Origin of the sequence: Natronospirillum operosum (genome assembly GCF_004768465.1) — a bacterium.
Lineage (GTDB): Bacteria > Pseudomonadota > Gammaproteobacteria > Pseudomonadales > Natronospirillaceae > Natronospirillum > Natronospirillum operosum.
Genome location: NZ_SRMF01000003.1, coordinates 84,192 through 103,618, shown reverse-complemented (window position 1 = coordinate 103,618; position 19,427 = coordinate 84,192). Strand labels below are relative to the sequence as shown.

Sequence of the window (19,427 nt, the reverse complement as noted above, 5' to 3'; positions counted from 1 at the left end):
GTGCCGCTACCCGGCGTGGGTCGTTTGTCTGGACACCTACCCGGGCACCGCACGGTTTGTTTTGAACTCCAATCATGCATCGGGCACAATCGGAGCGCTCTTCATGGGGCGGCAAATCTTACCAGAACCAGAGTAAAGCACAACCAATGGATGCATCGGATTGCGTGCCCTACGCTGTCGCCGTGTTCTGCCCGCTGCACCAGACCTTCACCTACACCGGTCCTCCTGGCCTGGCGCGCGGGCAGAGGGTCCGGGTCGCATTCGGCAACCGACAGGCAGGCGGTATCATCACCGGCAGCGCGGACAGCGTGCCGACCAACCTGCGCCTGAAACCCATTCAGCAGGTGCCGGACACCGAGCCACTGCTGCCGGAGTCGCTGTGTGCGCTGGCCGAATGGATGGCCCGCTACTATCACGCCCCCATCGGCGAAGCCTATGAATTGTGCCTGCCAGCCGCCGCGCGTCCGGGCCTGGCCCTGCCCGCCACCCGCTCGCCCCACAGTCTGACACTGACCGAACGCGGACGGGCTCTGGCGCCCGATCAGCTCAAGGGGGCCAAGCGCCAGCAACTGGTGCGTCAGTTGCAGCAGCACAGCACGCTTAGCCGTGATGAATTGAAGGCCCTGGATATCAGCAAGGCCAGTGCCGACTCGCTGGTGCGGGATGAACTCGCAGCCTGGCAGCAGGAAAGCCACGTTCGCCCCCGGCCCGCGCCCGAGTCCAACCTCACCCTGAGCGCCGCCCAGCAGTCGGTGCTGACCGAACTGCAGGCTGGCCGGGCACCGCAACTGCTGCTCGGCGTCACCGGCAGTGGCAAGACCGAACTCTATATAGAGTGGTGTCGGCAGATTCTGCAGCAGGGCCGACAGTGCCTGATTCTACTGCCCGAAATCGGCCTGACGCCGCAGATGGTGGCACGCTTCAGTCAGCGTCTGGGCATGCCGGTCGAACAACTGCACAGCGGCATGGGTGACGCCGCCCGACTGCGGGTGTGGCGCGACCTCGCCGCCAACAAGGTGCCTCTGGTACTGGGTACACGCTCTTCTGTACTGGCGCCCTTTGCCGACCTGGGCCTGATCATTGTCGACGAGGAGCACGACGGCTCCTACAAGCAGCAGGACGGCGTGCGCTATCATGCACGCGATGTGGCGCTGTGGCGCGCCCACCAGGCTGCCTGTCCGATTCTGCTCGGCAGCGCCACACCGGCGCTGGAAACCCTGCAGAATGCCGTGACCGGGCGCTATCAGCGGCATGATCTGCCACGACGCAGTGACCAGGGCGAGGTCGCGCGCAGCCTGCTGGACCTCAACCGACATCCCGTGGCCCACGGCCTCAGTGCGCCGCTGGTCGAGCGCATGGACGACCATCTGCAGCACGGCCGACAGGTGATGCTGTTCCTGAACCGGCGCGGTATCGCACCCAGCATGATCTGCGAGGCCTGCGGCACCATTCAGCATTGTCCCAATTGCTCGGCCTATGTCACCTATCACGAAAACCCGGCGCGGCTGCTGTGTCACCACTGCGGCTGGTCGCACCGCCCGCCCTATCCCTGCGAGCACTGCGGTGAAACCCGCCTGGTGCCGCTGGGCCTGGGCACGGCCGGTCTGGAGCAGTATCTGCAGCAGCGCTGGCCGGACACCACCATCTGGCGTATCGACCGCGACCGTATCCGCAATCAGGACGACTGGGCCCGGATCAACAGTGAAGTGCAGGCCGGGCAGTCGGGTATCCTGCTCGGCACCCAGATGCTGGCCAAGGGACATGACTACCCCAATGTCACGCTGACCGGCATTCTCGATGCCGACAGCGGCCTGTTCAGTGCCGACTTCCGGGCCTTCGAGCGCACGGCGCAGCTGCTCACCCAGGTATCCGGCCGCGCCGGACGGCGGCGCGCCAGAGCCGAAATCCTGCTGCAGACGCGACTGCCGGAACACCCCCTGCTCAACCAGTTTCTGCGGGACGACTATTCGACCCTGGCGCAGCGCCTGCTGGACGAGCGTCAGCAGGCCGACATGCCACCCTTCTCGCATCTGGCCCTGCTGCGTGCCGACCACCCGGAAGAGGAAACCGCCTGGGGGTTTCTGCATGAACTGAGCCGCATCCTGGCGCTGCCAGACGGCGTGCAGGCGGTCGGCCCCATGCCCGCCATGATGAGCCGCCGTGCCGGCCAGTACCGCATGCTCTGGCTGCTCAAGGCCACCCGCCGCGCACCGCTGCACCAGGCTCTCGACAGCGCCGTGCTGACAATAGCACGCGGCATGAAGATACCCAGTCGGCTGAGCTGGGGGGTCGACGTCGATCCGATAGAATTTTGAACTTAGTAGACGGTAGACGGTAGACGGTAGACTCGTTAAACGACCTCCAAGGGTTGTCAAACCCTCACTGTCGACCGTCTACTGTCTTCTGTCGACTAATCCCTGCTGTGCACTGTCAACCGTCGACTAAAACCCTTACATCCCCCCGCCAAAATCAGGATAATACCCGCCCTTGCCATCCATACTCAGGAGCCGCTTGTCCATGAAAAGCGCCGTCAGCGAACTGCTCGCCCAGGCTGTCCAGTCCCTTCAGGCGGAAGGGTTCATCCCTGCCGATGTCGAACCCCGAATCATGCTGGAAAACACCCGGGACAAGGCGCATGGAGATCTGGCAACCAATCTGGCCATGACGCTCGCCAAGCCCTGCCGGCAGGCGCCGCGCCAGATTGCCGAGCGTCTGGTGGCGGCCCTGCCAGACAGCCCGCTGGTACGCGATGTCGAGATCGCCGGCCCCGGCTTCATCAATTTTTTCCTGTCCGAGGAAACCAGCCGTCTGCTGCTGGAGCGCCTGTTCGCGGAAGGCCAGCAGTTCGGCCGCCAGAACATCGGCCAGGGCGAAAAGATTCAGGTGGAGTTCGTATCCGCCAACCCGACTGGCCCCCTGCATGTGGGTCATGGCCGGGGCGCGGCCTATGGCGCCACGGTGTCGGACCTGCTGGCCGCAGTCGGCTTCGAGGTGCATCGGGAATACTATGTCAATGATGCCGGGCGGCAGATGGACATCCTGGCTACCTCGGTTTACCTGCGCTACCTGGAACTGTGCGGCGAAAGCCCCTCCTTCCCCGACAACGGTTATCGCGGCGACTACATCATCGACATTGCGCGCGCCATTCTCGCCGCCGACGGCGAGCAGTTCCGCCTGCCTGCAGCCGAGCTGTTTGCCGACGTACGACCGGACGCCAGCGCCGGCGGTGACAAGGAACAGCATATCGACGACCTGATTGCCGCCGCCCGCCGCCAACTGGGCACGGAGCGCTATGAACGCTTCTTCGGCGAGGCCCTGGAAGGCATTCGCTCCGATATCGAGCAGGACCTGCACGAATTCGGTATCGACTATCAGCTGTGGTTCTCGGAGCGCAGCCTGACCGAGGGCGAATCCCAGGTCGAACAGGCCATCCGCAAGCTGCAGGACAGGGGTCATGTCTATGAGAAGGACGGCGCCCTGTGGTTCCGCAGCACCGACTTTGGTGATGACAAGGACCGCGTGCTCAAGCGCGACAATGGCCAGACCACCTATTTCGCATCCGATGTGGCCTACCACGAGAACAAGTTCGCGCGCGGTTTCAGCAAGGTCATCAACATCTGGGGTGCCGACCACCATGGCTATATCGCCCGGGTCAGGGCCGCCATGCAGGCCCTGGGTTACGACCCGGACAACCTGATTATTCCCATGGTGCAGTTTGCCAACCTCTACCGGGGCAGCGAGAAGCTCGCCATGTCGACCCGCAGCGGCAGCTTTGTCACGCTGCGCGAACTGCGCGCGGAGGTCGGCAATGATGCGGCCCGTTTCATCTATGTGACGCGCAAGGTCGACCAGCAGATGGATTTCGACCTGGAACTGGCCAAATCACAGAGCAAGGACAACCCGGTCTACTATGTGCAGTACGCCCATGCCCGCGTCGCCAGCGTGCTGCGCAAGCTGGAAGAAGACGGCCAGCCGCTGGACCGGGCGAATGGTCTGGACAACATCGAACTGCTGACGGAAGATGCAGAGAAGGACATCCTGAAGCAGTTGGCCCAGTATCCGGAAGTGCTGCGCAATGCGGCCCTCAGCTACGAGCCGCACCAGATGGCCAATTACCTGCGCGATCTGGCCGGCGCCTTCCATGCCTGGTACAACGGAACCCGTGTACTGGTCCGGGAAGATGAACTGCGCAATGCGCGCCTGACGCTGGCACTGGCCGTGCAACAGGTGATCGCCAATGGCCTGCACCTGCTGGGTGTCAGTGCGCCCGACAGCATGTAACAACGACAGGAGATAGCCGCGCGTGCCTCGCGATTACGCCCAGAAACCACAACCAGGCCGGGCCCCTCAGCAGTCCCGGGTGCCGCGCTGGGTATGGCTGTTCACCACCTCTGTGGTGGTGCTGTTTGTCGGCGGCCTGTTCTTTCTGAGCCAGTTGCCGGAGGACGGCGAGCCGATGCAGATCGAACTGCCCAGCCTGTCGGGCCTGTTCCCTGCGCCGTCGCAGTCCACCACCGAACCGGCGCCGTCTTCAACGGCGCCGCCGGCAGAAACACCTTCGGTCAGCCGCCAGGCGCAACTGGAGTTCTACACCCTGCTGCAGCAGACCGATGTGTTCGTGCCCGACGAAGTGGTGGCGCTGCGCCAGCGCGAAGTGATCGAAGAGGCCGCCACCGACCTGCTGTCAGACCGTATTCCCGACGCCCCGGCGGACAGCAGCACAGAGTCTCCGGGCCAGTTCATCATTCAGGTGGCCTCGTTCTCCGCCGAGACCGATGCCAACAACCTCCGCGCCCAGTTGATTCTGGAAGGCCTGACCAGTGCTCACGTCACCCAGGCTGACCTGGGTGAGCGCGGCATCTTCTACCGCGTTCTGGTAGGCCCGGTCGACAGCACGCAGGAAACCCAGCGCATTGGCGACCGGCTCGACAGCCTCGGCATGCAGGGGCTGGTGCGCAACCACACGCCCTAACGCACCTGCAGGCTGCTGTCGTCGAAACGGACTTCCAGCCGTACAACCCCCGGCGGCACCGACACCGTGCGCCGCTCGGTCAATGGTGGTACCTGCCGGTTCGGTTGATGAGTAATCTGCAACGCCACCTCGATCTCGGCATCCAGATGGTTATGGATTGCCAGTTCGGCCTCGCCGGCAGACCCTGGCTGCGCATTCAGGGTAACCTGATTGTTGCGCCCCAGGGACAGTTCCGCCCGGCGCGCCTCCGCGCGCCGATAGTAGCTGTCGATGGCCGCCAGCCGCTCGTCAAACCAGCCCAGCTCCACCGCGCCCGCCAGTCTTGGCAGGTCGGCTTCCGACTGCAGGCGCACCCGCCACTCGGCAGCACGCGCGGTCTGTTCACCCTGACGGGTATCCCAGTTCAGGCTGTAGTGATGCGACGCTGACACCGGCTGCTCCGAAATCAGCAACCAGCTTTCGGTACGCGCCGGCAGGCGGACACTTTCATCAACAGTCAGCGCCGCCACCGGACCGGATGCGACTTCGGTCCGGCTATCGACCGCCACTGATTCCATCATCATGGTGCGCGTCTCGACGGCTTCCGCACCACCCGGGAACCAGCTCAGACCAGGTGCATTCAGAGCCTGATCACCGTCATTGCTGACCCGCAGATACTGACGCAACTGCACACCGTCACCGGCCATTTGCAGTCGGTAGCGCACATCCGCGCTGAGCAGGGACGATGACCAGGCCAGCCGGCGCGTATCCGGGGTGTCCCGATCTGCCTGCAAGCGCACCCGATCCATGCCCAGCGGCGTTACCTGGAAAGACAGATTGCTGTACACATCCGGTCCCAGCACCACGGCCTTGTCGTCCACGGAAACCACCACCCGGTCACCGAGGAACTGTCGTATGGTCAGGCGATCGCCGGCCACCAGCGGGCCTATGCCCGGCAGCCGCACCGAAGCGGCCAGCACCACATCCGTACCCGGTTCCATGACCGGCACCTCACTGTACCGTTCACGCACCAGATCTCCGTCACCCGCCTCGGGTGACCACCAGAGGCGATCGGCATGCCCGGGTATTTCCAGTGTAAAGGGGTAGGCGTCCACAGTGACCGATTGCTCCACCCAGCCACCGGCCGGAGACAGATAAAGCCAGTCTGCCGCCATCGCGGTCAGAGACAGGCTCAGGGCCAGGCCCAGCGCCGTCAGCCTGCTGCCAATAGCGGCAGCCTTTATCGAGACAGAATCCATGGTGCACCCTCCTGTGGACAAGTGCGATCAATGTAGCTGATTTGGATGCCGCTGAACAATTCCACACAGTGCTCAATGGCTGCCTCTTGAATTTTGCTCCTGTCACCGCCACTTCCTCGGTTTGAATACTTGTTCTGGAGTGGCGCATGACCACCATCGTATCGGTCCGCAAGGACAACGAAGTCGTGGTAGGGGGAGACGGCCAGGTCAGCCTGGGCAACACGGTAATGAAAGGCAACGCCCGCAAGGTGCGGCGTCTGTTTCACGACCGCGTCATCGCCGGTTTTGCCGGCGGCACGGCCGACGCCTTCACGCTGTTCGAGAAATTCGAAGGCCACCTGCAGCAGCACTCCGGGCACCTGACCCGGTCCGCAGTGGAACTGGCCAAGGAGTGGCGCAGTGATCGCGCCCTCAGACGTCTGGAGGCCATGCTGATTGTGGCCGACAAGGACACCTCTCTGATCATCAGCGGCACCGGTGATGTGGTAGAACCCGAGCACGGTATAGTCGCCATCGGCTCCGGCGGCAACTATGCGCTGGCCGCAGCCCGTGCCCTGCACGAGCATACCGACAAGGGCGCCTATGAAGTGGCCGAACACGCCCTGAACATCGCGGCCGATATCTGTGTCTATACCAATCACTCGCTGGTGATTGAACGCATCACCAAGGAATAAGCTGAAATGAGTCAAATGACCCCCCGCGAGATCGTGTCCGAACTGGACAAGCACATCATCGGCCAGCACGAAGCCAAGCGGGCCGTCGCCGTGGCGTTGCGCAACCGCTGGCGGCGCATGCAGCTGGAAGAAACCATGCGCGACGAGATCTCGCCCAAGAACATCCTGATGATCGGCCCTACCGGCGTCGGCAAGACCGAAATTGCCCGCCGCCTGGCCAAGCTGGCCAAGGCCCCGTTCGTCAAGGTCGAAGCCACCAAGTTCACCGAGGTGGGCTATGTGGGTCGTGATGTCGAGTCTATCGTGCGTGACCTGGTCGAGATGGGCATCAAGATGGTGCGCGAAGAGGCCATGAAAAAGGTACGCCACCGGGCCGAGGACGCGGCCGAGGACCGCATTCTGGATGCGCTGCTGCCACCGGCGCGCGGCCAGCAACAGGACCAGAGTTCGGGCGAGTCCTCCACCCGCCAGTCGTTCCGCAAGAAGCTGCGCGAGGGTGAACTCGACGACAAGGAAATCGATATCGAGATCTCCCAGGCCGGCATGGGGGTGGAAATCATGGCGCCCCCCGGCATGGAAGAGATGACCAGCCAGTTGCAGAACATGTTCAGCAACCTGTCACAGCACAAGACACAGACCCGCCGGCTGAAGATTCGCGATGCCATGAAGCAGTTGATCGACGAAGAGGCGGCCAAGCTGATCAATGACGAAGAAACCAAGGCCGAAGCCCTGTATCAGGTCGAACACAACGGCATCGTGTTTCTCGACGAGATCGACAAGATCGCCAAGAACGACCAGCGCGGCGGCGGTGACGTCTCCCGCGAAGGCGTCCAGCGCGACCTGCTGCCACTGATCGAGGGCAGCACCGTCAGCACCAAGTACGGCATGGTCAAGACCGACCATATTCTGTTCATCGCCAGCGGCGCCTTCCACTTCTCCAAACCCTCCGACCTGATCCCGGAGCTGCAGGGCCGCCTGCCGATCCGGGTGGAACTGGAAGCACTGAAACAGGCCGACTTCGAACAGATACTGACCGGGCCGGACTACAGCCTGACCGAACAGTACATTGCCCTGATGGGTGCCGAAGGTCTGGAACTGCAGTTCACCGAAGACGGCATCGCCAAGATCGCCGAGGTTGCTTTCCGGGTCAATGAGCGCACCGAGAACATCGGCGCCCGACGCCTGCATACCCTGCTTGAACGCCTGCTGGAAGAAACCTCCTACCAGGCCACCGAACTCGCGTACGAGAAGAAGCCGGTGATCGTGGATGCCGCCTTTGTCGGCAATGCCCTGGATGAACTGGTGGACGACGACGATCTGAGTCGGTTTATTCTTTGAACGGTAGACGGTAGACGGTAGACGGTAGACGGTAGACGGTAGACGGTAGACGGTAGACGGTAGACGGTAGACGGTACGATCGTTGCCATAACCGAAAGTGCTGTCAATACCTTACTGTCATCCGTCGACTGTCATCTGTCTACTAAAACCCACTGTCTACTGTGCACTGTCAACCGTCGACTAAACCCCACAACCAGTGGTTTATCCCGCTGTGGCGGGCAGGTACAATGCGGCGACTGACGGCCAACCCAGAGATCGCGCATGGCGAACGACAACGACACCACTCATTTCGGCTTTCAGGATGTGCCCAAAGGCGAGAAAGCCCGTCGGGTGGCGGATGTCTTCCATTCGGTGGCCGCACGTTATGATGTCATGAATGATCTGATGTCATTCGGCATCCATCGCTTCTGGAAGTTCTTCACCACCGAACTGGCAGGCGTCCGCAGTGGCGCCCGGGTGCTGGATATCGCCGGTGGCACCGGCGATCTGGCGGCCAGGTTCGCACGCCAGGTCGGCTCCGAGGGCGAGGTGGTGCTGGCCGACATCAATGCCTCCATGCTGCGCGTGGGCCGGGATCGCATGGTGGACCGTGGCCTGGGCCACCGGGTGCGCTGTGTGCAGGCCAACGCCGAGTGCCTGCCCTTTCCCGATGACCATTTTGATGTGGTCAGCATCGCCTTCGGTCTGCGCAATGTGACCGACAAGGACAGTGCCCTGGCCTCCATGCAGCGGGTGCTGAAACCGGGCGGCCGGCTGCTGGTGCTGGAGTTTTCCAAGCCCCGCTCCGAGCTGCTGTCGAAGGCCTATGATCTCTATTCTTTTCGTGCCCTGCCCTTTATGGGTCGGCTGGTGGCCGATGACGCCGACAGCTATCGCTATCTGGCCGAATCCATTCGCATGCATCCGGATCAGGACACCCTGCGCGACATGATGCTGCAGGCCGGCTTCGACCGGGTCAAATACCATAACCTGACCGGTGGTATCGTCGCCCTGCATATCGGTTACAAGGGCTGATTGATGGCAGACCGCGCGGACAGCCGACACACCGCTCTGCCCTCTGCACTGCTGCAACTGGGCAACCCGGCGCTGAATCGGGCGCTCGACTATGCGCCGGCCGCCCGGGCGCGCCTGCAGATCCTGGGTCCGCAATGCTGGCGGCTGCATCTGGAAGATCTGGGCTGGTCACTGGACGTGCAGTCCGACGGTCAACGACTGCGCCTGGACCACCCGGATGATTCGGTACCCGATGCCGAAGTCAGGGGGGCCAGCCGTGATTTTCTGGCCCTGCTGCGCAGCGACGACCGCACTGCAGCTCTCGCCAGCCTGCCCATCCGGGTGGAGGGCAGCACGCGCAGTTTCATGCAGCTGCAGGGGCTGGCGGAAGACCTGGACATCGACTGGGAGGCCTGGCTGGGCGACCATATCGGCGACCTGCCGGCGCACCATCTGGCCCGTATCGGGCGCCAGGCCGGCAGTGCTGTGCACGGCGGTCTGAGCGGGCTGCAACGCGCCACCGAACGCTACCTGATCCGGGAACTCGGCTGGCTGGTCACGCGCAGCGAGGCGAATCAGTTGCGCGATGATGCACAGGCCCTGCGCCGCCGCCTGGATCGACTGGAACAGCAGGCCATGCAGCTCCGCAAGGACTGCACGCACCGGCAACAAGGAGACTGACCCGGATGTATTGGCTGCGACTGTGGCGTATCGGCTTGCTGATTCTGTGGTACCGCCTCGATACTCTGGTGCCCTGGTCTTCCCTGCCCTGGTGGGTGCGCTGGCTGTCCATCGGGCGCTTCTTTCTGCCCAACCCGAGAACGCCCGGCCCGGTGCGCCTGCGACGGTTTTTCGAGTCCCTGGGCCCGGTGTTCGTCAAGTTCGGGCAGATACTCTCTACCCGCCGCGACCTCTACCCCGGCGAATATGCGGATGAGCTGGTCGAACTGCAGGACCGGGTACCGCCGTTCCCGGGTGACCGGGCCGCTGCCGTGGTCAGGGAGGGGCTGGGCAAGCCGGTCGAGGAGGCCTTTCGTGCCTTCGATCGCACGCCACTGGCTTCCGCTTCCATCGCTCAGGTCCATGCGGCCACCCTGCATGACGGCAGCGATGTGGTGGTCAAGATCATCCGGCCGGATATCGAAAAGACAATCCGCAAGGATCTGGCCTGGATGAACGCCTTTGCCAGCCTGCTGGCCAATGTACCCGAGGCCCGCCGCCTGCGGCCGGTCGAGGTGGTGCGCGACTTCGAACAGACCATTATCGACGAGTTGGACCTGCTGCGCGAAGCGGCCAACACGACCCACCTGCAGCGCAACTTCGAGGGCTCCGATCTGCTCTATGTGCCGGATGTCTACTGGGACTACTGCAGCCGCAAGGTCATGGTCATGGAACGCATCCACGGCCTGCCCATTGACGAAATCGTCCAGTTGCGTGCGGCTGGCGTCGACATGAAGGCCCTGGCCGAACGCGGTGTGGAGATCTTCTTCACCCAGGTGTTCCGGGACAGCTTCTTTCATGCCGACATGCATGCCGGGAACGTCTTTGTCAGCACCGAGGAGCCGACCCGGCCGCGCTACATCGCCATTGACTGCGGCATCGTCGGCACCCTGGCCGAGGAAGATCAGCATTATCTGGCCATGAACCTGCTGGCGTTTTTCAACCGGGACTACCACAAGGTCGCCCGCCTGCATGTGGAATCGGGCTGGGTACCCAAGGACACCCCGGTACATCATTTCGAGCAGGCCATCCGGGCCGTGTGCGAGCCCATCTTTGCCCGCCCGCTGAAGGACATCTCCTTCGGCCTGCTGCTGGTGCGGCTGTTTCAGGTGGCGCGACGCTTCAATATGGAAGTGCAGCCCCAACTGGTGCTGCTGCAGAAGACCCTGCTCAATATCGAGGGTCTGGGCCGCCAGCTCTACCCCGAACTGGACCTGTGGCAAACCGCCAAACCCTTCATGGAGAAATGGCTGCGCGAGCGCATCAGCCTGCGCCGTACGGTCAGAAGCCTGCGCGACCAGATGCCTTTCCTGCTGGAACGGGCCCCGGAATGGCCGTATCATGTAGAGCGCATGGTCAAGGCTCTGGGTGAACCGCCCCGCACGAACACCGATTTTCAGGTCAATCTGCCCCGGCGCAGCAGTGTCCCCGGCGTGCTGCTGACCGCCATCGGCGCCGGTCTGGCCGCCTGGGGTGACCATGTCGACAATGAATTACTGCTGTACGGCGGCCTGGGTCTGGCCGGCGTGGCAGGCTTACTGACCCTCGGCCACCTGCTGAGGTCTTCCTGACCGACTCGACGGATGTGCCATGCAAGATATTCTGCGCCAACTGGAAGTCGTGCTGCACCAGCGCAAGACTGAAACACCAGACAGTTCCTACGTGGCGGCCCTTTATGCCAGCGGCCTCAACAAGATTCTGGAGAAAGTCGGCGAGGAAAGCACCGAGGTCATTCTGGCGGCCAAGGACGCCACGCCCGACCATCAGGCGGATCTGGTATCGGAAACAGCAGATCTGTGGTTTCATACTCTGGTGATGCTGGCACAACAGAACGTGCCGGTGAGCGCCGTGACCGATGAACTGTCGCGTCGGTTCGGGCTCTCGGGCCTGGAAGAGAAGGCCAGCCGCAGCAAGCCGGAGAACACTCAGGAGCGTGATGCATGACCGACTGTCTGTTCTGCAAGATTGTGGCCGGCGACATACCGGCCGACATCGTCTACCGCGATGACATCATGACCGTATTCCGGGATATCAACCCCAGGGCCCGCGTGCACCTGCTGGCCATCCCCAATCATCATGTCGAAAGCCTTGACGAACTGACCGCAGAAGACGCGAGCTGGGTGGGTCACATCACCCGCATGCTGCCGATTGTCGCGCGCGAGAGCGGCCTCACCCAGGGCTTCCGTACTGTGGTTAATACGGGTGTCGGCGGCGGCCAGGAAGTTTATCATCTGCACTATCACATTCTGGGCGATGTTCGCGACGCCGACTGGCGTGGCTTCTGAACCGAATAACAATACGAGGAGAAAACCATGTTTGGGGGTATCAGCCCGATTCAACTGGTCATCGTTCTGGTGATCGTGATTCTGATCTTCGGCACCAAGAAACTGCGCAATATGGGCAAGGACATTGGTGGCGCCGTCAAGGGTTTCAAGGACGGCATGAAAGACCCGGACGAAGACCAGAGCGAGAAATCCGAAGAGGAAAAGCAGTTGCTGCAGAAGAAAGAAGAGGCTGATGCCGACTTCACTGACAGCAAGCAGAAAGACAAGTCCTCCGGAGACAGCTGAGTCCAGCCATGTTTGATATGGGGTTTCTTGAACTGGCCATGCTCGCCGGCATTGGTCTGATCGTGCTGGGTCCGGAAAGATTGCCGGTGGCAGCACGCACGGTCGGCCGTTATATCGGCCAGGCCAGGCGTTTTGTGGGCAAGTTCCAGCGCCAGATCGAACAGGAGATGCGGCTGGAAGAACTCAACCGCAAAATCATGGAAGACACCAAGGACCAGACGTTCACCAACAACGATGGTACCACCACGACATCCCGCCGTGAGCCGGTGGAAAACGACCCCGGCTTCTATGCCGAACATCCGGAACGGCGCCCGCCGGAGCCCGGCACGGACGATGCTGCGCCGACCGAGGAGCAGCCGGCAACACCCGATGCGGACAGCAGCACCGACCAGCAGCCCCCGGGGGATCGCTCATGACCAACCCGCAGGACGTGCCACAGTCGCTGATTGACCATCTGAAAGAGCTGCGCTCCCGGCTGCTGCGCTGCGTCATCATCGTGCTGGCTCTGTTTGGCGTGCTGTACATGTTCTCCAACGAACTGTACGGCATCCTGTCGGCACCGTTGCGTATTCTGGTTGAAGAGCAGGCCGGGCAGATCATCGCCACCGGCGTGGCGTCACCCTTCCTGGTGCCATTCAAGCTGAGCTTTGTGGCCGCCGTCATGCTGGGCATGCCCTTTATCCTGTATCAGCTCTGGGCCTTTGTCGCTCCTGCCCTCTATCTGCATGAACGCCGGCTGATGATGCCGCTGTTCATATCCAGCGTGGTGCTGTTCTATCTGGGCGTGCTGTTTACCTACTTCGTGGTCATGCCACTGGTATTCGGCTTTTTCACGACGGTCGGCCCGGACATGGTCAACATCATGCCCGACATTGCGGCCATTCTGGATTTCAGTCTGAAGATGTTCTTTGCTTTCGGGCTGGCGTTCGAGATTCCCATCGCCACCGTGCTGCTGGTCTACAGTGGCATTACTTCGGTGGAATCACTGCGCCGCAAGCGGCCCTACATCTTTATCGGCTGCTTTGCCGTCGGCATGCTGGTCACACCGCCGGATGTGTTCTCGCAGACCATTCTCGCGGTGCCGATGTGGCTGCTGTTCGAGCTGGGGCTGGTCTTTTCCAAGTGGGTCCGGCCGCTGGATCGCGACGCCGAAGCCGAGAAGGCCGAAGATACCGAATAAGCCCTTGCGGGCGGCGGGCCCTGCACTCAACGCAGCAGCAGCGTCATCACCGGGTTGCGGCGCAGCATCGCCGTCGAGGTACTGCCGACAAAGAACTTGCGGATGCGGGAATGCCCATGGGTCCCCATGACCACCAGATCCGCCTGCTGCGACTTCACCTGCTCACACAATGTCTGTGCCACCTCGGTGCTTTCCACCCGCGCGGTTTTGGTGGGCATGCCCGCTGCCTGCAGTGTTGCTGCAGCCTGCTCCAGGTCCGCAGCTTCGGTATTGCCCGGCTTGCCCACACAGACCAGCACACAGGGAATGCCGGTCAGCAGCGGGCTTTCCGAGACGCGCTGCAGCGCGGCCTGTGCAGTGGCACTGCCATCATAGGCCAGGATAAAGCGCTGCGGCAGGCGGAACTCGTCCTGGGTGATCAGGATGGGCTGATGGACGACCCGGATCACGCTTTCCAGTTGACTGCCCACGGCATCGATTTCATTGGCATGGGCTTCACCGTGGCGGCCGATCACCAGCAGGCGCAGTTCATCCGCCAGATCCACCAGCGTCTCGGTCAGACTGCCATGGCGCTGGCGGGTGCTGACCGACGTGGCTCCGGCCTTTTCCAGCCGCTCACGGGCCGCCTGCAACTGCAGCTTTCCCTGCTCCAGCATCAGCTTGCTGCGCTTGTGATCCAGCTCTGCCAGTTCCTGCAGCAAATGCTCCTGCGCCCCCAGGCCCAGATTGCCGCTGAGGTCCGACTCAGTGGGATAAAGACTCTTTTCCAGTACGTGCAGCGCCATGACTTCGGTATCCAGCCGCTGGCTGGCCCAGGCCGCCGCATCACAGACTGCGCCTGAGGCACTTGAGGCATCAATGCCGGCAATGATCTTTCTCATGATTCGATTTCCCTGTTCTTGTTTTAGTGGCCGGACATCAGCTTTTCAGCCTGCTCGGGTTTGTCGTGCACGCCAAAGCGGTCGACGATGGTGGCACTGGCTTCATTCAGCCCCAGCACCTCGACATCGGTACCCTCGCGGCGGAAGCGAATCACCGCCTTGTCGAGCGCGGTGACAGCGCTGATGTCCCAGAAGTGCGCCTGACTCAGGTCTATGGTGACACGATCCAGGGCTTCACGGAAATCAAAGGATTCCAGAAACTTCTCCGCCGACACAAAGAACACCTGCCCCCTGATGGTATAGGTGCGATGCTCGCCATCCCGCTCGGAGGTCTGGGTCAGGCCACTGTCGACCGACATGAAGTGCGCCACCTTGTGGGCAAAGAACAGGGCGGCCAGCAATACACCGACGAAGACGCCAATGGCCAGGTTGTGGGTCACCACGACCACCGACACCGTGGCTACCATGACGATGTTGGTCGACAGTGGATGCTTCTTCATGTCGCGCAGTGAGGACCAGGAGAAGGTGCCGATCGATACCATGATCATGACCGCCACCAGTGCCGCCATCGGAATCTGCACCAGCCAGTCGGACAGGAACACGATCAGAATCATCAGATAGACTCCTGCAGCCAGGCTGGACAGGCGCCCGCGACCACCGGATTTCACATTGATGATCGACTGACCGATCATGGCGCAGCCGGCCATGCCGCCCATCAGGCCGGAGCCGATATTGGCGATACCCTGGCCCTTGCACTCCTGATTGCGGTTGCTGCGGGTGTCGGTCAGATCATCGACTATGGTCTCGGTCATCATCGACTCCAGCAGACCGACCACGGTCAGCGCGGCGGCATAGGGGAAGATAATGCGCAGGGTGTCCAGATTCAGCGGTACTTCCGGCCACAGGAACACCGGCAGGGTGCTGGGCAGTTCACCCATATCGCCAACGGTGCGGATATCCAGGCCCAGGAACATGGCTACTGCGGTCAACGCGACGATGCAGACCAGCGGCGACGGCAGCAGACGACCCACCAGGGGTATGTAGGGAAACAGATAGATGATGCCCAGGCCGGCGGCCGTCATGGCATAGACCGGCCAGGTGACCCCGGTCAGCTCCGGCAACTGGGCCATGAAGATCAGGATGGCCAGCGCATTGACGAAGCCGGTCACCACCGAGCGCGACACGAACCGCATCAGCGTACCCAGTTTCAGGAAGCCGGCGATGATCTGCAGTACCCCGGTCAGCAGGGTCGCAGCGAGCAGATATTCCAGCCCGTGATCGCGTACCAGGGTCACCATCAGCAGCGCCATGGCGCCGGTGGCGGCACTGATCATGCCCGGCCGACCACCGACAAAGGCGATGATGACGGCGATACAGAAGCTGGCATAGAGGCCGACACGCGGGTCCACACCGGCGATAATGGAAAAGGCGATGGCCTCGGGAATCAGCGCCAGGGCGACGACAAGGCCGGCGATCAGATCGCCGCGGATATTACGGGTCCATTCTTCAAGATAGCGTTGCAGCATGGGTGTCTCTTTGGCAAAGGCGCAGATCAGCAGGGGCTCGACTCCGCAGGACGGAGTGATCCATCAGCACCGGGGTTCTGAGAAAGGGTTGCAGCGGCTCGAGGAGCCAGAGGGGGGCTGTGTACTAGGGCGGCGTGGTGGTCACGGAGTTTCCGGTCGGCTCAAAGTCGTCTCAAGGGGCGCGCACTATACCAGTTTGTAATTTAATTACCACTTGTTGACGCAGATAACGGCTGTGAATAAGGCTCACAACGGCAGATCGGGTCAGGCCCGTCATGTCGCCAAGCTCAGGCACATGCCTGTGAGACACGCAAAAAACGTCATCCATGACAGCTCGGTTGCGGCCGTCCCTGGCCGCAAACGGTCTCACAGGGCATGCACCCGGCAGGCGACTCCGACCCTGCCACCGTATCCATGTAGGCTGTGCGGTCCGACGTTTCGGGGCTTGCTCACGCATGCGCGGCCAAGGGCCGCCGCCTACAATGGAGGCACAACAGGTGCGGCCCTCACCCCTTGACGCCACCGGCTGTTAGGCCGCTGACCAGAAAGCGCTGCATGATCAGAAACACCACGGTAATGGGCAGGCCGGACAACACCGCCGCCGCCGCATAATTGCCCCACAGGGTGTTCTGCGGATGGAAGTAGTTGGTCGACCCCACTGCCAGCGTCAGCTTGTCCGTACTGCGCAGCAACGCCGAGGCCAGAGCGAACTCGTTGATGGCATTGATGAACGAGATGATGAACACCACGGCCAGAATGGGCACGCTCAGCGGCAGCAGAATGCGGTAGAAAGTCTGCCAGGGCGTAGCGCCATCCATGGCAGCGGCCTCTTCCAGCGACACATCGATGGTGCTGAAATAACCGATGATCATCCAGATCATCAGCGAGATACCGCCCACCATGGCCAGGATGTAGGCGCCATGCGTGTCTATGCCCAGCCAGGGCACATAGTCGCCCAGACGGTCGAACAGGTTGTACAGCGCCACCAGGGCCAGAAACGGCGGGAACATCTGCAGAATCAGCATGCCGCGCAAAATGGTCGTCTTGTGGTTGAAGCGCATGCGCGCAAAGGCATAGGCACTGATCGTGGCCAGGCCGAGAATCAGAAAGGCCGACGAGAACGCCACCTTGACCGAGTTCCACAGCCAGGTCAGCACCGGGAACGGCGGCGGCGTATGGAAGGCCACGCCATAGTTGAGGCGCAGACCGCCAATGCGGGCAAACTCATCGGGCAGGTCGATCTGCCCCTGATGCTGCTCGCCGACCCGCACCACCTGCTTGCCCTCCGGCGCCGCCGCGGCCTGCTCCTCGTTGGCCACCAGGCGGAAATCGATGCGCTCCGAGCGCGCCAGCTCGGTACCGGCCTGGAAGTTGGTCAGCTGGATATGGCTGTCGAGCGGAAAGTGCTGCGGGTTGACCGAGGTCTGCACATCCAGTGCCCAACTGCCGTCACGCTCCACGGTAACCCGACCCAGGCCGAGACTGGCCCGCACCGACTCCGCCTCCGGACTGAACACGGTGGCGTTGTTGCGCGTGCCGACATAGGTCTGGCCCAGCGCCAGCGTCCAGTGCTCCAGCGTGAAGTTCTGCGGTATCAGATTTCCCCGCGCAAAATTGCCTTCGCGAAACGAGATCGAAATGATCATCGCCAGCGGAAACAGTACCAGCGCCGAAAACCCGATCAGGAAGGCATGCGTGGCCCAGACGCGGGCCCTGACAGATGTGGTCTTGATCATCTTTAATTTCTCCTACCGTGCCATCTCGATCCTGGCGTGACGGATATACAGCATGGACAGACCGGCCACCAGCAGGAAGATCAGCGTGGTGATCGCGGCGGCCAGACCGAACTCCTGGGTGCCATCCTGAAACGCCAGTCGGAAGGCATAGTTGACCAGCAGGTCGGTATGCCCGGCGTTCGGGTTGGAGCCGACGATATTGGGTCCGCCCTCGGTCAGCAGCTGAATCACCACCAGGTTGTTGAAGTTGAAGGCAAAGGCCGCGATCAGCAACGGAATCAGGGGCCGGGTGATCAGCGGCAGGGTGATCCGGAAAAAGTTGTTGATCACACCCGAACCTTCGATATGGGCGGCCTCATAGAGATCATCCGGCACCGACTGCAGCATGCCCAGCGCCAGAATCATCATGTAGGGGTAACCCAGCCAGATATTGGTGATCAGCACCATGGTGCGCGCCAGCGCCGGTTCGGTGAACCAGGCCGGGCGCAGCCCGAACAGCACCTCCAGTATCAGGTTGATTTCACCGAAATTCTGGTTGAACAGGCCCCGGAAGATCTGGATCGAGATGAACGCCGGCACCGCATAGGGCAGGATCATCAGGATACGATAGACCACCGAGCCTCTGATCAGCTTCCAGTTCAGCAGGCAGGCCAGGGTTACCCCCAGACCATAGGCCACGAAGACGGTCACGGCGCCGAAGAAGATGGTCCAGACAAAGATCTCGAAGAAGGGCGCCATCATGCCCCGGTCGGTGAAGATGCGGGTATAGTTGTCCCAGCCGACATGGGTGGTGAAGCCCGGCCGTACCCGGTTGCCCTCGTCATCGACATAGTAGCCGCGCTCGAAATCCGCCGTAATGGCGCCGCCGGTCTGCTGGTCATGCAGCACATGCGGGTCATCGGCATCCTGTTGGTAGCGCTCGCGCAGAGCGCCGAAGGCGCGCGGGCCGCTGTAACGCAGTTCGGTGCCGTGCGGCAGCTCCACCACCACGCGCTGCAGGCCGGACCGGTTGGCCAGCACATCACGCAGGCTCAGGGCCTCGGTCGCCAGCGACCCCGGCGCCACTGCCCGGGTTTCGATCAGCGGACGCTGGCCTTCGCCGATGGCGGCCAGGGCCACTGGCGCGCTGATATACTTGTCACCGTCCCGCCGCAGCACCATGCGGTAGCGCTCATCCTCGGCCGGGTGCAGTTCAAAATCAAAGGTGCCCGCCTCATCCAGATAGGTGCGGGAGAGGTGATACTGGGTGGCCCGTTCATGGGTCACCATGTGGCCGTCACCATAGTTGGTGAAACTGATATAGACGCTGTACAGCAACGGGAACAGCGTGAAGATACCGATCCCTGCCAGCCCGGGAAACACATAGCGGCCGACATAGATGCGCGGATTCAGATAGAGATACAGCAACAGGCCGGCGAGAAAGGTCATGCCGACCGCGAACACCAGATCGCCGTTGAAGAACATCAGGGTGGCAACCCAGAACATGCCCACACCCAGCAGGCCGGTAAACAGCCAGTGCGCTATGCGGCGGGCAGGGCCCTGCCGGGCAGAATCCGGTGCAATGGGAATGGCGTTGGCATCAGCCATGACAGATACTCC

At 62.2% G+C, this 19,427-nt stretch carries 18 protein-coding genes; 13 read left to right on the top strand and 5 right to left on the bottom strand.

Translation table 11 applies throughout. The features are described from left to right. Nucleotides 1–146 precede the first annotated feature (146 nt). The 3 genes from E4656_RS09455 (at nucleotide 147) to E4656_RS09445 (ending at nucleotide 4,972) form a co-directional block, all read left to right on the top strand. Nucleotides 147–2,315, top strand: a complete 2,169-nt coding sequence (locus E4656_RS09455; RefSeq protein WP_167856007.1) for a primosomal protein N' — start codon at nucleotides 147–149, stop codon at nucleotides 2,313–2,315. A 202-nt stretch (nucleotides 2,316–2,517) separates the two neighbouring features. Next, a complete protein-coding gene (gene argS, locus E4656_RS09450) occupies nucleotides 2,518–4,281 on the top strand; it encodes an arginine--tRNA ligase (RefSeq protein WP_135482983.1) in 1,764 nt (587 codons plus the stop codon). Nucleotides 4,282–4,303: 22 nt separating this feature from the next. Continuing rightward, entirely contained in the window at nucleotides 4,304–4,972 is a 669-nt protein-coding gene (locus tag E4656_RS09445; protein ID WP_135482982.1) for an SPOR domain-containing protein, read from the top strand. Here E4656_RS09445 and E4656_RS09440 read toward each other — a convergent pair. Further along, nucleotides 4,969–6,210, bottom strand: a complete 1,242-nt coding sequence (locus tag E4656_RS09440; RefSeq protein ID WP_135482981.1) for a hypothetical protein — start codon at nucleotides 6,208–6,210, stop codon at nucleotides 4,969–4,971. The two genes, E4656_RS09445 and E4656_RS09440, sit on opposite strands and share 4 nt — an antisense overlap. Before the next feature lie 146 nt (nucleotides 6,211–6,356). On the opposite strand from E4656_RS09440, the gene hslV reads away from it, so the two are divergent. The 10 genes from hslV (at nucleotide 6,357) to tatC (ending at nucleotide 13,685) form a co-directional block, all read left to right on the top strand. After that, complete coding sequence (gene hslV, locus E4656_RS09435) at nucleotides 6,357–6,884, top strand: ATP-dependent protease subunit HslV (protein WP_135482980.1); 528 nt, start codon at nucleotides 6,357–6,359, stop codon at nucleotides 6,882–6,884. 6 nt (nucleotides 6,885–6,890) lie between these two features. After that, nucleotides 6,891–8,222 carry an ATP-dependent protease ATPase subunit HslU gene (hslU, locus tag E4656_RS09430; RefSeq protein ID WP_135482979.1) on the top strand — a complete coding sequence of 444 codons (1,332 nt, stop codon included), beginning with the start codon at nucleotides 6,891–6,893 and terminating at the stop codon, nucleotides 8,220–8,222. Between the two features lie 261 nt (nucleotides 8,223–8,483). Further along, nucleotides 8,484–9,236 (top strand): bifunctional demethylmenaquinone methyltransferase/2-methoxy-6-polyprenyl-1,4-benzoquinol methylase UbiE, encoded by a 753-nt coding sequence (gene ubiE, locus E4656_RS09425; RefSeq protein WP_135482978.1) that lies wholly within the window; start codon nucleotides 8,484–8,486, stop codon nucleotides 9,234–9,236. A 3-nt stretch (nucleotides 9,237–9,239) separates the two neighbouring features. After that, nucleotides 9,240–9,896, top strand: coding sequence for a ubiquinone biosynthesis accessory factor UbiJ (locus tag E4656_RS09420; protein WP_135482977.1), 657 nt, complete (start codon nucleotides 9,240–9,242; stop codon nucleotides 9,894–9,896). A gap of 5 nt (nucleotides 9,897–9,901) precedes the next feature. Beyond that, nucleotides 9,902–11,506, top strand: coding sequence for a ubiquinone biosynthesis regulatory protein kinase UbiB (ubiB, locus tag E4656_RS09415; protein WP_135482976.1), 1,605 nt, complete (start codon nucleotides 9,902–9,904; stop codon nucleotides 11,504–11,506). A 19-nt stretch (nucleotides 11,507–11,525) separates the two neighbouring features. Further along, nucleotides 11,526–11,879 carry a phosphoribosyl-ATP diphosphatase gene (locus E4656_RS09410; protein ID WP_135482975.1) on the top strand — a complete coding sequence of 118 codons (354 nt, stop codon included), beginning with the start codon at nucleotides 11,526–11,528 and terminating at the stop codon, nucleotides 11,877–11,879. Beyond that, nucleotides 11,876–12,220 (top strand): histidine triad nucleotide-binding protein, encoded by a 345-nt coding sequence (locus tag E4656_RS09405; RefSeq protein WP_135482974.1) that lies wholly within the window; start codon nucleotides 11,876–11,878, stop codon nucleotides 12,218–12,220. Before E4656_RS09410 ends, E4656_RS09405 begins: the two co-directional genes overlap by 4 nt. A 27-nt stretch (nucleotides 12,221–12,247) precedes the next feature. Beyond that, the gene (gene tatA, locus E4656_RS09400; RefSeq protein WP_135482973.1) at nucleotides 12,248–12,505 is read left to right on the top strand and encodes a Sec-independent protein translocase subunit TatA; all 258 of its coding nucleotides are present in this window, start codon (nucleotides 12,248–12,250) and stop codon (nucleotides 12,503–12,505) included. 8 nt (nucleotides 12,506–12,513) lie between these two features. Further along, on the top strand, nucleotides 12,514–12,921 hold the full coding sequence (tatB, locus tag E4656_RS09395; RefSeq protein ID WP_135482972.1) for a Sec-independent protein translocase protein TatB: 408 nt from the start codon (nucleotides 12,514–12,516) through the stop codon (nucleotides 12,919–12,921). Next, the gene (tatC, locus tag E4656_RS09390; RefSeq protein WP_135482971.1) at nucleotides 12,918–13,685 is read left to right on the top strand and encodes a twin-arginine translocase subunit TatC; all 768 of its coding nucleotides are present in this window, start codon (nucleotides 12,918–12,920) and stop codon (nucleotides 13,683–13,685) included. The genes tatB and tatC overlap by 4 nt, the downstream gene beginning before the upstream one ends. Before the next feature lie 26 nt (nucleotides 13,686–13,711). On the opposite strand, the gene E4656_RS09385 is transcribed toward tatC, so the two are convergent. The 4 genes from E4656_RS09385 to malF all read right to left on the bottom strand — a co-directional run bounded on the left by E4656_RS09385 (nucleotide 13,712) and on the right by malF (nucleotide 19,415). After that, nucleotides 13,712–14,566: a universal stress protein gene (locus tag E4656_RS09385; RefSeq protein ID WP_135482970.1), complete on the bottom strand. Its 855-nt coding sequence runs from the start codon at nucleotides 14,564–14,566 to the stop codon at nucleotides 13,712–13,714. Nucleotides 14,567–14,589: 23 nt separating this feature from the next. Further along, entirely contained in the window at nucleotides 14,590–16,092 is a 1,503-nt protein-coding gene (locus tag E4656_RS09380) for a SulP family inorganic anion transporter (RefSeq protein WP_135482969.1), read from the bottom strand. A gap of 506 nt (nucleotides 16,093–16,598) precedes the next feature. Next, nucleotides 16,599–17,828 (bottom strand): maltose ABC transporter permease MalG, encoded by a 1,230-nt coding sequence (gene malG / locus E4656_RS09375; RefSeq protein ID WP_240753951.1) that lies wholly within the window; start codon nucleotides 17,826–17,828, stop codon nucleotides 16,599–16,601. Between the two features lie 12 nt (nucleotides 17,829–17,840). After that, entirely contained in the window at nucleotides 17,841–19,415 is a 1,575-nt protein-coding gene (malF, locus tag E4656_RS09370) for a maltose ABC transporter permease MalF (protein WP_135482968.1), read from the bottom strand. Nucleotides 19,416–19,427: the final 12 nt, after the last annotated feature.